Genomic DNA, 11,962 nt, shown 5'->3' on the forward strand with positions numbered 1-11,962 from the left:
GTGGGGGCCTTTCCGGTGACATTACACGGATTGCTCGGCTCAAACAAACAATTCCAAAAAGAAAAGCAGAAAATCAAACTTTTGTTTGTGTTGGGACGGGCGCCGTGAGAAAGTGAACCCGATGTATGCACCGGAGCGGCACCAGGCGATCCTCGAACTCGCACAGAGTCGAGGACGCGTTGATGTGCGCGACCTCGCCGAGCAGCTGCAGGTGACACCGGAGACCATCCGCCGCGACCTCACCAGCCTCGAACGGCGCGGACTCGTGCGCCGCGCGCACGGCGGCGCCGTTCCCATCGAACGGGCCAGCCTGAGCCACACGGTGCCGGAGCGCGAGACCGTTCAGGCCGCCGAGAAGACGGCGATTGCGTACGCGGCCCTTGCCGAGGTTCCCGACTCCGGATCGATCCTCATCGACGCGGGCACGACCACCATCCGCCTCGCCGAGATCCTGCCGCGCGATCGTCGACTGACCGTCGTGACCCACTCGCTCCCCGTCGCGATGGCCCTGACCGATCGCCGCGACGTCGAACTCCACTTCCTGGGCGGCATGCTCCGCGGCGACTCGCTCTCGGCCGTCGGCACCTGGACGCACCAGATGATCGGCATGGTCGCCGTCGACGTCGCGTTCCTGAGCGTCAATGGCATCACCCCCGAACGCGGCCTCACCACCAGCAACCTCGCCGAATCGGCCGTGAAGTCGGCGATGATCCGCGCCGCGCGGCGCACCGTCGTGCTCGCCGACCACCGCAAGTTCGGACGCGAGGAGTTCAGCCGCATCGCGCCGCTCGCGGCCGTCGACACGATCATCACCGACGAAGGCGTCAACCTCGAACTCGTCGCCGAGGTCGAAGCCGCCGGCACCGACGTCATCCGTGCGGCCCTGCAGGCCGAATCCCGTACCGCCTAGTTCCGAATCGCAAGGAGAACCCATGTCAGAAGCGCAGCGCACCGTCGAGTTCGGCTCCAGCGTCGGCCTGCACGCCCGCCCCGCCTCCGCGCTCGCGAAGGCCGCCGGCGAGAGCGGACACACCATCACGCTCACCACGCCCGCGGGCAAGAAGGCGAACGCGGCGAGCATCCTGACCCTCCTGGCGATGGGCGTGAACCACGGCGACGAGGTCACGATCACCGTCGAGGGCGACGACGCCGAGGCGGTCGCCGAGAGCTTCGCCGCGCTCGTCGCGAGCGAGCTCGACGCCGACTAGCCCGGGTCGACCCGCCGCACCAGCGGGTTGAGGAGCCGCCACGCGGCGTATCGAAACCCCGCGCGCAGCGGGTCGAGTGCCGCAAAGCGGCGTATCGAAACCGCACAGCGGGTTGAGTGCCGCGAAGCGGTGTATCGAAACCCAGGCCCTACAACCGCTTGAGCATCCGGGTATTGCCCAGCGTGTTCGGCTTCACCCGCGCCAGGTCGAGGAACTCCGCCACGCCCTCATCGGGTGAGCGCACCAGCTCGGCGTAGACATCCGGAGACACGATCCCCTCAGAGATCTCCTCGAAGCCGTGCCGCCCGAAGAACTCGGTCTCGAAGGTGAGGCAGAACAGTCTCGAGAGGCCGAGCTCGCGCGCATCCGTCTCCAACTGGTCAAGCAGGGCATGCCCGACGCGGCGGTGCCGCCACGCGTCATCGACGGCGAGCGTGCGCACCTCACCCAGGTCCTCCCACATGACGTGCAGGGCGCCGCAGCCCACCAGCTGGCCATCGACCTCGGCAACCCGGAACTCCTGCACCGCCTCGTAGAACACGACGCGATCCTTGCCGAGCAGGATCCGCTTCTCCACCAGCGGCGCGATCAGGGCGTCGATCGCGGGCACATCGGCCGTTCGCGCGCGTCGCACCAGCATGTCGTTCACAACGCCCGACTCTACTGCGCCGCGGAGTTCACCCGCTCGAGACGGACTCCGCCGGGAGCTCGAACCAGAGCAGCTCCTCGAAGTCGTCGCCGAGGCTCTCGCGCGTGGCCCGTTCCGGTTCGCCCGGCAGGCTCTCGAACAGCGCCCGCGCTTCGGCGATGTGCTCGGCGAGCACCGACACCGGCGCGCGGTCGACGTTGTGCGGGTAGCGCAGCACGCCCTGCTCGTCGTAGCGGAGCATCGAGAGGCGCAGCGGCGGTTCGACCGCGCCGTCGCGATGCCGCCACAGCCCGGTCGCGGCGTCGAAGCGGTAGCGCGGCAGGAGCTTGTGCCCGTGATCGGCGACCAGCGTGATCGCCTCGACGATGTAGCGGAAGACCTCCTCCTCGAGGAAGTAGTTGAAGTTCACGCGCACCCACCCGGGTTTGATGCCTTCGCATCCGCGGGCGATCTCGCGTTCGAAGGCGTGCGAGCGCTCCAGGTCGATGCCCAGCAGGCGATGCCCGTACGGCCCCGCGCACGAGCAGCCGCCTCGGCCCTGGATTCCGAACAGGTCGTTCAGGATCGCGACGACCGCGTTGTGGTGCAGGTAGCGCCCGTCGGGCCGGCGCACCACGAACGACACGATCGAGAGACGCTCGGCGGTCGGCGAGCCGAGCACCTGGATCTGCGGATGCCGCTGCCACACCGAGATCGCCCGACTGAGGAAGTCGCGCTCGCGCGCCGCGATGACGTCGACGCCGACCTCGCGCTTGAGCCCGAAGACGAGTCCCGCGCGGATCGACTCAAGGATCGCGGGGGTGCCGGCCTCCTCGCGATGGGTGACGTCATCCAGGTAGCGGTGGCCCTCCGGGTTCACGTACATGACGGTCCCGCCGCCGACGACGGTCGGCACACTGTTGGTCAGCAGGCGGCGACTCACGATGAGCACGCCGGGCGTGCCGGGGCCGCCGATGAACTTGTGCGGTGAAAGGAAGATCGCGTCCTTGCGGGCGGCCGGGTCGCCGTCGCGCGGGTTCATCTCGATGTCGACGTAAGGGGCGGCGGCCGCGAAATCCCAGAAGGCGAGCGCGCCGTGCGCGTGCAGCAGGCGCGTGATCGTGTGCGTCTCGGTGAGCACCCCGGTGACGTTGCTCGCCGCGCTGAACGAGCCGATCTTGAGGGGACGGTCGGCGAAGCGCTCCAGCTCGGCGGCGAGGTGGTCGAGGTCGACGTGGCCGTCGGCATCCTCGTGGATCGTCACGACGTCGGCGATCGACTCACGCCAGGGCAGTTCGTTGGAGTGGTGCTCGAAGGGGCCGACGAAGACGACCGGGCGCTCGTGTGCGGGGATCAGGTCGCGCATCCCGTAGCGCTCGTCGAGGTCGGCGGGCAGGCGAAGCTCGAGGATTCCGATGAGCTTGTCGATCGCGCCCGTGCAGCCGCTGCCCGCGAAGATGACCGCGGTGTCGTCGTCGCCGCCGACGGCCGCGTGGATCTCGGCGCGCGCGTCTTCGCGCAGGCGCGTGGTCTGCAGGCCGGTGCCGCTCGACTCGGTGTGGGTGTTGGCGTAGCGCGGCATCACCTCGTCGCGGATGAAGTCCTCGATGAATCCGAGGCTGCGCCCGCTCGCGGTGTAGTCGGCGTAGGTCACGCGGCGCGGGCCGAACGGGCCGTGCATCAGCTGGTCGTCGCCGATGACGGACTCGCGGATGCGCGCGAGGATCGGCGGATCCGGGAGCCCCGGATCCGGCGCCGGAATCGAACACGCCTCCACCCCCACAAGCTACCCCCTGTGGTGTTGCGGCGGGGATGCATCCCGCGCGCTGGGGAGTATCGCGCGCGGCACGCGGTGGGCGCGCGGGTCACGCGGTGCGGGTGGGCTCGCGGTGCGGGTGCGGCGGGGATGCATCCCGCGCGCAATCGAGTGAGGCGCGCGGCACGCGGTGGGCGCGCGGGTCACGCGGTGCGGGGCGGCTGCGCGGCTGCGCGGGCGGCGGATGCGCGGGCGCGTACGAAAAGACGGGAGCGCGTGCCGCGTGCGGCACTCGCTCCCGTCGGGAGTCACGCGCAAGGCCCGCGCTCCGCCGAACGGCGTGACGCGGGCCCTGTGCTGAGTCCTAGTCGGTGATCGCGGGGACCTTCTCGTCGAGCTCTTCGCGACCGGGCTGACGCGCGGTCTCGAAGGTGAACTCGCCGCCGCCGTCCTCGGCGCCGGTGCCCGGCGTGAAGTCGACCTTCACGTGGTCGCCCGCGTTGAGGCGCCCGTGCAGGATCTCCTCCGACAGGCGATCCTCGATCTCCTGCTGCACCGCGCGGCGCAGCGGTCGAGCACCCAGGGTCGGGTCCCAGCCGATCTCGATCAGACGCTTGCGCGCAGCCTCGCCGACCTCGATCGTCATGTCGCGGTCGAGCAGACGCTCGCTCAGACGCTTGACGAAGAGGCCCACGATCTGCAGCAGCTCGTCCTGCGAGAGCTGCGGGAATACGATCGTCTCGTCGACGCGGTTGAGGAACTCGGGCTTGAAGTGCTTCTTGAGCTCCTCGACGACCTTGCCGCGCATGGCACGGTACGAGTTCTCGACGTTGCCCTCGAGGGTGAAGCCGACGGGGCCTCCCGTGATGTCCTTCGTTCCGAGGTTGGTGGTCATGATGATCACCGTGTTCTTGAAGTCGACGACGCGACCCTGACCATCCGTCAGACGTCCCTCTTCCAGGATCTGGAGGAGCGAGTTGAAGATGTCCGGGTGCGCCTTCTCGATCTCGTCGAACAGCACCACGCTGAACGGCTTGCGGCGCACCTTCTCGGTGAGCTGGCCGCCCTCCTCGAAGCCGACGAACCCGGGAGGGGCACCGAACAGCCGCGAGACGGTGTGCTTCTCGCCGTACTCGCTCATGTCGAGCGAGATCAGCGCGTCTTCGTCGTCGAACAGGAACTCGGCGAGCGCCTTGGCGAGCTCGGTCTTACCCACGCCGGTCGGGCCGGCGAAGATGAACGAGCCCGAGGGACGCTTCGGGTCCTTGAGTCCGGCACGGGTGCGGCGGATGGTCTTGGCGAGCACCGAGATGGCCTCTTCCTGACCGATGACGCGCTCGTGCAGAGCCTTCTCCATAAAGATCAGGCGCGAGCTCTCCTCTTCGGTGAGCTTGAAGACGGGGATGCCGGTGGCGTTGGCGAGCACCTCGGCGATGACGCCCTCATCCACGGTTCCGGATGCGGCGACATCTCCCGCGCGCCACTGCTTCTCGAGTCGCAGCCGCTCGCCGAGGAGCTTCTTCTCCTCGTCGCGCTTGCTGGCAGCGGCCTCGAAGTCCTGGTCCTCGATCGCGGTCTCCTTCTCGCGACGCACCAGGGCGATCTTCTCGTCGAACTCGCGCAGCTCCGGCGGGGCCGACAGGATCGACAGCCGCAGGCGCGCGCCCGCCTCGTCGATCAGGTCGATCGCCTTGTCGGGAAGGAAGCGGTCGGAGACGTAGCGGTCGGCGAGGTTCGCCGCGGCGACGATCGCGCCATCGGTGATCGAGACCTTGTGGAAGGCCTCGTACTTGTCGCGCAGCCCCTTCAGGATGTTGATGGTGTGCGGCAGGTTGGGCTCGTGCACCTGCACCGGCTGGAAGCGGCGCTCGAGGGCCGCATCCTTCTCGAAGTGCTTGCGGTACTCATCCAGCGTGGTCGCGCCGATGGTCTGCAGCTCGCCGCGGGCGAGCAGCGGCTTCAGGATCGAGGCGGCGTCTATTGCGCCCTCGGCGGCACCCGCTCCCACCAGTGTGTGGATCTCGTCGATGAAGGTGATGATGTCGCCGCGGGTGCGGATCTCCTTCGTCACCTTCTTGAGGCGCTCTTCGAAGTCACCGCGGTAGCGGCTGCCGGCGATGAGCGAGCCGAGGTCGAGCGTGTAGAGCTGCTTGTCCTTGAGGGTCTCGGGCACGTCGCCGCGCACGATCGCCTGGGCGAGGCCTTCGACGACGGCCGTCTTGCCGACGCCGGGCTCACCGATCAGCACCGGGTTGTTCTTGCTGCGACGGGAGAGGATCTGCATGACCCGCTCCATCTCCTTCTCGCGCCCGATGACCGGGTCGAGCTTGCCGTCGCGCGCGGCCTGCGTGAGGTTGCGGCCGAACTGGTCGAGGATCTGGCTGCCCTTGTCGGGCGCCTGGTCGTTGCCGCCGACGGCGACCTGCTCCTTGCCCTGGTAGCCGGAGAGCAGCTGGATGACCTGCTGGCGCACCCGGTTCAGGTCGGCACCCAGCTTGACGAGCACCTGCGCCGCAACGCCTTCGCCTTCGCGGATGAGGCCAAGCAGGATGTGCTCGGTGCCGATGTAGGAGTGGCCGAGCTGCAGCGCCTCGCGCAGGCTCAGCTCGAGCACCTTCTTGGCGCGCGGGGTGAAGGGGATGTGCCCGGTCGGCTGCTGCTGACCCTGGCCGATGATGTCCTGCACCTGCTCGCGCACGGCATCGAGCGAGATGCCGAGCTCCTCAAGGGCCTTGGCGGCAACGCCTTCGCCCTCGTGAATGAGGCCGAGCAGGATGTGCTCGGTGCCGATGTAGTTGTGGTTGAGCATCTTCGCCTCTTCTTGGGCGAGGACGACGACCCGGCGGGCCCGGTCGGTAAAGCGCTCGAACATCTCGATCTCCATCTGGCACGGGGTGCGAGGGCCGCGCCGATACATCGAGAGTAACGACGGGGATTGGCGAATAGTCCCGTGTTCGCCGTGGGCGTGAGGCTTGCGCTTTCTGGCACCCTGATCTAACTTATCGAAGAACGATAATATCGATGATCGATAAGGAGAACCATGAACGCCTCGCCCACATCGCTGAGCCGATCCGACCGGATCGCCCTGTACATCACCATCGCTCTCGGCGCCATCGCGGCGGTCGGCGTGATCTGGGGCATGATCGCGCGGCTGGTGGAGGTCATCCCCGGACGCGACGTGCCCGTGCTGGTGCCGTTCCTCGACGAAACCGCCCAGCTGCCCATCGGACCGGATGGCGCGCTGGTCACCGTGAGCGTCGACCAGGCCGTGCTGACCGCCTCCGAGCTCGCCCCGGCGACCCAGTTCGCGCTGATCGCGCAGCCGCTCGTCACGGGGATCGCGATCCTCGCCGGCATCGTGCTGCTGTGCCTGCTCTGCTGGAACCTCGCGCGAGGACGCGCGTTCACCCGTCGCAACGTCCGCATCATCCTGGCGGGAACGGTGGTGCTGCTCGTCGGCTGGTTCCTCGGGTCGATCCTCAGCAACATGACCGTCAACGGAACTCTGTCGGCGATCAGCGACTACAGCTACGACGGCGTGATCTTCGAGGCCGACTGGGCGCCGTTGTTCGCCGTGCTCGCGCTCGGTGCGATCGGCGCCGCGTTCCAGATCGGCGAGCGCCTGCAGCGTGAGAACGAAGGACTCATCTGATGGCCGCCGCCGAAGACGACGACGCCGGGCGCATCCACTGCCGACTCGACGAGCTGCTGGACGAGCGCGGACTGACCCTCACTCGGCTGAGCGAGCTGGTGGGGGTGAGCCTCGTGAACCTCTCGGTGCTGAAGAACGACCGCGCCCGCGCGATCCGCTTCTCGACCCTCACCGCGATCTGCGAGGCCCTCGAGTGCGAAGTCGGCGACCTGCTCGTCGTGCGGTGACGCGCGACCAGCAGGAGCGCCGACGCTCGCACTAGCATCCCTCACATGAGCAATCTGGAGGCCGACCCGGCCGAGCTCGTGTGCGACGCCGAACCGGCGACGGCGATCGAGGTGCTCGAACCGCGCGAAGTTCCCCTCGGCGGGCCGCGCGCGATCACGGTGCGACGCACCCTGCCGCAGAAGCACCGCTCGCTCATCGGGGCGTGGTGCTTCGCGGATCACTACGGACCGCATCCGCTCGATCACGCCGCCGTCATGGACGTGCCGCCGCACCCGCACACCGGCCTGCAGACGGTGAGCTGGCTGTTCGAGGGCGAGATCGAGCACCGCGACTCGGTCGGCAGCGTCGCGACGATCGTGCCCGGCCAGGTGAACCTGATGACGGCCGGGGCGGGCATCCAGCACTCCGAGGTGTCGACGGCGCGCGCGACGGGCCTGCACGGGGTGCAGCTGTGGGTCGCGCTGCCCGACGCCGATCGCCATCACGCTCCGTTCTTCGAGCACGACTCGCCCGCGCCGGTCTCGGTCGGTGCGGCGACGCTCCGCGTGTTCGTCGGCACGCTCGCCGGCTCCCGCTCGGCCGTCACCACCTTCTCGCCGCTGCTCGGCGCGCAGTTGGATCTGCCTGCCGGCGGCAGCGTCACGCTCGACGTCGACCCCGCCTTCGAGCACGGTCTGCTGGTGGATGCCGGCACGGCCGCCCTCGGCGGCATCACCATCGCACGGCATCATCTCGGCTTTGCGCCGAGCGGAGCCGACACCCTCACGATCACCGCGGGGGCCGAGCCGCTGCGTGCGATCCTGCTCGGCGGCGCACCGCTGAACGAGCCGATCCTGATGTGGTGGAACTTCGTCGGGCGCACCCACGACGAGGTGGTCGCCTTTCGCGAGCAGTGGCACCGCGAGGTGATCGACGGCACGGATCCGGACGGCCTCTTCGGCCACGTCGATGGCTACCCGGGCCCGGCGCTGCCGGCTCCCGAGCTGCCGAACGTGCGACTCAGACCGCGCGAATCCTGACGACCACCGTCTCGTCGGGCCGCAGCATGGGCAGTTCGAGTCCGCGCTCGGCGAGCACCGCGCCGGGAAGCGTGACACCTCCGGCATCCCACCACGGGGGCGGGTCACCCCAGTACCAGGCGATCTCGGCCCCGAGGTCGACCGGCTCCACCCGATACTCGAGCGCCGGGTCGAGCCCCGGCAGTCGACGTGCCGCCCTCGTCGACGCCTCGGCGCGCTCGAGCGAGCTCAGCCAGAACACGGCGTCGCGCGCGTCGGGCGCCACCACCCCCAGCACGGTCTCGCCCCCATCGGGTTCGTCGCCGCGCACCACCGCACCGGAGTGGATGAGGCCGCGCAACGCGCGATAGGCGGACGCCCACGTCGACAGGGCGGCCCGCTCGGCCGTGTCGGTTGCCGTGAGGTCCCACTCGATGCCGGCATGTCCGAACAGCGCGGTGGCGAGCCGGAAGGCCAACGAGTGCGCCCGCCCCGTGACGTGCGCGGGCGCCGAGCCCACGTGCGCACCGAGGTACTCCGGCGGAACGAGCAGACTCGTTGCCCGCATGATCGCCTGGCGGTCGTGCGCGTCGTTCGTGTCGGAGGGCCAGACGCGCTGCGTGCGCGCCAGCACCCCGGCGTCGATGCGCCCGCCGCCCGAGGAGCACGACTCGATCTCGACTCCGGGATGGCGCTCGCGCAGCTCATCCATCAGCCGATACGTCGCCCGCACCTGTCGGTGCACCGAACCGCCGAGCTGGTCGCGGTTCATGTCCCACTTGAGGTAGTCGATCGGGTACTCGTCGAGCAGCGCCGACAGCGCGTCGCGCACGTGCTCGCGCGCCGCATCCTGAGCGAGGTCGAGCACGAACTGGTGCCGCCACGACACCGGAAGGCGATGCGCGGTCTCGCGCAGCACCCACTCGGGATGCTCGCGTGCGAGCCGGGACTCCAGCGACACCATCTCCGGCTCGACCCAGAGACCGAACTGCATGCCCGCGCCGCGAACGCGCGCGATGAGCGGGTGGAGCCCCTCGGGCCAGGAGTCGGGGTCGACGGTCCAGTCGCCCAGGGCGCGGCGGTCGTCGGTGCGCCCGGTCATCCAGCCGTCGTCGAGAACGAAGCGCTCCACCCCGACCTCCGCGGCGAGATCGACGAGGCCCATCAACCGGTCGAGATCATGCTCGAAGTAGACCGCCTCCCACGTGTTGAGCGTGAGCGGACGCGGCGTGCTCGGATGCGCCGGGAGCTCCCGGAACCAGCGGTGGAATCGGGCTGACACACCGTCGAGACCGTCCGCCGACCATGCCACCAGCGATTGCGGCGCGGTGTAGGTCTCGCCCGGCGCGAGGCGCACCTCGCCGGGCGCGAGCAGCTCGGCCAGGCCGAGCGCGGTGATGCCGAGCGCCGAGCGGTCGATCCAGACGCGCGAGTCGCCGCTCCACGCCAGGTGCGCGGCCCACACCTCGCCGTGCCGGAACCCGAAGCCCGGAGTCCCCGCCACGGTGAGGAACGCGTCGTCGTGCCCGCCCCGCCCGTGGCGGGACTCGCGCAACCAGGTGCCGACGTCGATACGAGCGCGCTGCGGCGTGCGCTCAGCCGCCCAGGCCCCCGCGAAGTCGAGGCGCTCGCGCGCACTCGGCGGCAGCGGGATGACCGCGGCGAGGCTCGAGAGCTCGAACTCGGAGGCGCCGAGGTTGGTGAGCTGCGAGCCGAGCGTGAGCACCCCCGCCTCGCTGAGCTCGTAGCGCAGCTCGAGGCGCAGCGCTGCGGCGTGGTCGGCGTCATCGATGAGCACCACGCGCACCGAGCCAGCGGTGCCGTCGATCGAATGCCGTCGGAGCGTGGGGCGCCGCAGCGCCTGGCCGGGGGTCGGATCGTGCCGACCGTCGAGACCCGGGATCCCGCTCCAGCCGTCGGCAAGCAGCGGGACGACACCGAGACGGATCGGATCGTCCGCCGCGCTCGGAGAGACCGCGCGCACGGACGCCTCGGCGAGCGCGAGCAACTGCGGCTCGGTCAGCGCGCCGAGGTCGCCGCCGAAGTGGAGGATCGCGGGCATGCCCGCGCCGCGGGCGTCCAGCACGAAGCTGGTGCCCGCGGCGCGGAGATGGATGATGCTGATGCGCTACCTACTCTTTGACCGGGATGGCCGCCGCCTTCATGGCGTCGATCGTCTTCTGCTGCCCCGCGGTCAGCGCATCCACGAGCGTGCCGGAGCCCGAGACCGCCGCCGAGAAGCCGTCGGCCACATCAGTGTAGGTCTGGGTCATGGTCGGGCCCCAGGTGAAGTTGGGGTTGACCTGAGCACCGGCCGCCGCGAACACGTCGTAGATGTTCTGGCCGCCGTAGAACTCGAGCCCCTCCGAGAAGGCCGGCAGGTCTCCGCCGGTCTTCGTGGCCGGGTAGATGTTCGCCGTCTTGTTCATGCTCGTGAGCGCCTCCTCCGAGGTGTTCAGCCAGAGCGCGAACTTCGCCGCCTCGTACGGGTGCTCGCTGCCGGTGAGCACCGCGGTGGACGAGCCACCCCAGTTGCCCGCGGCGGCGGCACCGGACTCCCACTGCGGCATCGGCGCGACGGCCCAGTTGCCGGCCGTGTCGGGAGCCCCGCTCAGGATCGTGTTGGCGCCCCAGACGGCGGAGACCCAGGTCCACACCTCGCCCGAGTTGTAGCCGTTGTTCCACTCGTCGGTCCAGGCAGGAAGCGTGGCGACGAGGTCGTCGTCGAGCAGACCCTGCCAGTACTCGGCGACCATGGTCGACTCGGCGGAGTCCAGCGTGACCTCCCACTCGGTTCCGTCGTTCTGGAACCACTGACCGCCCGCCTGCCAGACCAGGCCGGCGAAGGCGTTGATGTCGCTCTGCGAGAAGTTGGTGATGTAGCCGCCTTCGTCGCGGATCTGCGCGGCCGCGGCAGCGAACTCATCCCAGGTGGTCGGAACGGGGATGCCGGCCGCCTCGAACAGGTCGGCGCGGTAGAACAGCGCCTCGGGGCCGGTGTCCTGCGGGATCGCGTAGACCGCGTTCTCCTCCCCGAAGGTCACCTGGCTCCAGGTCCAGTCGATGAACTGGTCTTCGGCCTCGAGCACACCGGCGCAGTCGGCGATGTTGACCACGCCATCCTGAACGCGGAAGTTCGGGAGCGCGTCGTACTCGATCTGCCCCAGGTCGGGCGCGTTGCCCGCCTCGATCTGGTTGAAGAAGTTCTGGTAGGTGCCGCCGTTGCCGTTCGGCCCGGTCTGCACCTCGACCTGGATGTCGGGGTTCTCGGCGTTCCAGATCGCGACGGCGTCCTCCATGCCGGGGAGCCATGTGGTGAAGGTGAGGGTGACATCTTCGCCAGCCGGCTCGCAACCGGTGGCGTCACTGCCTCCGGTGCTGCCCGACGAACATGCCGTGAGCGCGAGCGTCGAAGCGAGCAGCAGCGCTCCTCCAACGGCACGAGTGCGGTGGGACATGTGGTGTTCCTTCCTGACTGTTGTGGGTGGTGCA

10 protein-coding genes are annotated in these 11,962 nt (G+C 69.3%); 5 read left to right on the top strand and 5 right to left on the bottom strand.

All coding sequences use genetic code 11. From position 1 onward, the window contains the following. Positions 1 to 121: 121 nt before the first annotated feature. Both ACR3ZA_RS07125 and ACR3ZA_RS07130 read left to right on the top strand, forming a co-directional pair. The gene (locus tag ACR3ZA_RS07125; RefSeq protein WP_473661303.1) at positions 122 to 910 is read left to right on the top strand and encodes a DeoR family transcriptional regulator; all 789 of its coding nucleotides are present in this window, start codon (positions 122 to 124) and stop codon (positions 908 to 910) included. Positions 911 to 932: 22 nt separating this feature from the next. Further along, positions 933 to 1,208 (top strand): HPr family phosphocarrier protein, encoded by a 276-nt coding sequence (locus ACR3ZA_RS07130; protein ID WP_473552306.1) that lies wholly within the window; start codon positions 933 to 935, stop codon positions 1,206 to 1,208. A gap of 148 nt (positions 1,209 to 1,356) precedes the next feature. Here ACR3ZA_RS07130 and ACR3ZA_RS07135 read toward each other — a convergent pair whose 3' ends face one another. The 3 genes from ACR3ZA_RS07135 to ACR3ZA_RS07145 all read right to left on the bottom strand — a co-directional run bounded on the left by ACR3ZA_RS07135 (position 1,357) and on the right by ACR3ZA_RS07145 (position 6,464). Next, a complete protein-coding gene (locus ACR3ZA_RS07135; RefSeq protein ID WP_473662295.1) occupies positions 1,357 to 1,848 on the bottom strand; it encodes an amino-acid N-acetyltransferase in 492 nt (163 codons plus the stop codon). A 37-nt stretch (positions 1,849 to 1,885) separates the two neighbouring features. Next, entirely contained in the window at positions 1,886 to 3,613 is a 1,728-nt protein-coding gene (locus tag ACR3ZA_RS07140) for an aminotransferase class V-fold PLP-dependent enzyme (RefSeq protein ID WP_473661304.1), read from the bottom strand. A 343-nt stretch (positions 3,614 to 3,956) separates the two neighbouring features. Next, a complete protein-coding gene (locus ACR3ZA_RS07145) occupies positions 3,957 to 6,464 on the bottom strand; it encodes an AAA family ATPase (protein ID WP_473661305.1) in 2,508 nt (835 codons plus the stop codon). Between the two features lie 168 nt (positions 6,465 to 6,632). On the opposite strand from ACR3ZA_RS07145, the gene ACR3ZA_RS07150 reads away from it, so the two are divergent. From ACR3ZA_RS07150 to ACR3ZA_RS07160, 3 genes are read left to right on the top strand one after another with little or no spacing between them, the layout of a single operon-like run. Continuing rightward, on the top strand, positions 6,633 to 7,244 hold the full coding sequence (locus ACR3ZA_RS07150) for a hypothetical protein (protein WP_473661306.1): 612 nt from the start codon (positions 6,633 to 6,635) through the stop codon (positions 7,242 to 7,244). Further along, positions 7,244 to 7,471 (top strand): helix-turn-helix domain-containing protein, encoded by a 228-nt coding sequence (locus ACR3ZA_RS07155; RefSeq protein ID WP_473661307.1) that lies wholly within the window; start codon positions 7,244 to 7,246, stop codon positions 7,469 to 7,471. The genes ACR3ZA_RS07150 and ACR3ZA_RS07155 overlap by 1 nt, the downstream gene beginning before the upstream one ends. Before the next feature lie 45 nt (positions 7,472 to 7,516). Then, positions 7,517 to 8,491, top strand: coding sequence for a pirin family protein (locus ACR3ZA_RS07160; RefSeq protein ID WP_473661308.1), 975 nt, complete (start codon positions 7,517 to 7,519; stop codon positions 8,489 to 8,491). On the opposite strand, the gene ACR3ZA_RS07165 is transcribed toward ACR3ZA_RS07160, so the two are convergent. Both ACR3ZA_RS07165 and ACR3ZA_RS07170 read right to left on the bottom strand, forming a co-directional pair. Next, complete coding sequence (locus ACR3ZA_RS07165) at positions 8,472 to 10,532, bottom strand: alpha-galactosidase (protein ID WP_473661309.1); 2,061 nt, start codon at positions 10,530 to 10,532, stop codon at positions 8,472 to 8,474. The genes ACR3ZA_RS07160 and ACR3ZA_RS07165 overlap by 20 nt on opposite strands. Positions 10,533 to 10,602: 70 nt before the next feature. After that, positions 10,603 to 11,928: an extracellular solute-binding protein gene (locus ACR3ZA_RS07170; protein ID WP_473661310.1), complete on the bottom strand. Its 1,326-nt coding sequence runs from the start codon at positions 11,926 to 11,928 to the stop codon at positions 10,603 to 10,605. Between the last annotated feature and the right edge of the window lie 34 nt (positions 11,929 to 11,962).

The sequence above is a fragment of the Herbiconiux sp. J20-20 genome (genome assembly GCF_057365085.1).

Coding starts and splice junctions, on each gene's coding strand:
- ACR3ZA_RS07125 (WP_473661303.1), top strand. CDS start 122: ATGTATGCACCGGAGCGGCACCAGGCGATCCTCGAACTCGCACAGAGT.
- ACR3ZA_RS07130 (WP_473552306.1), top strand. CDS start 933: ATGTCAGAAGCGCAGCGCACCGTCGAGTTCGGCTCCAGCGTCGGCCTG.
- ACR3ZA_RS07135 (WP_473662295.1), bottom strand. CDS start 1,848: ATGCTGGTGCGACGCGCGCGAACGGCCGATGTGCCCGCGATCGACGCC.
- ACR3ZA_RS07145 (WP_473661305.1), bottom strand. CDS start 6,464: ATGTTCGAGCGCTTTACCGACCGGGCCCGCCGGGTCGTCGTCCTCGCC.
- ACR3ZA_RS07150 (WP_473661306.1), top strand. CDS start 6,633: ATGAACGCCTCGCCCACATCGCTGAGCCGATCCGACCGGATCGCCCTG.
- ACR3ZA_RS07155 (WP_473661307.1), top strand. CDS start 7,244: ATGGCCGCCGCCGAAGACGACGACGCCGGGCGCATCCACTGCCGACTC.
- ACR3ZA_RS07160 (WP_473661308.1), top strand. CDS start 7,517: ATGAGCAATCTGGAGGCCGACCCGGCCGAGCTCGTGTGCGACGCCGAA.
- ACR3ZA_RS07165 (WP_473661309.1), bottom strand. CDS start 10,532: ATGCCCGCGATCCTCCACTTCGGCGGCGACCTCGGCGCGCTGACCGAG.
- ACR3ZA_RS07170 (WP_473661310.1), bottom strand. CDS start 11,928: ATGTCCCACCGCACTCGTGCCGTTGGAGGAGCGCTGCTGCTCGCTTCG.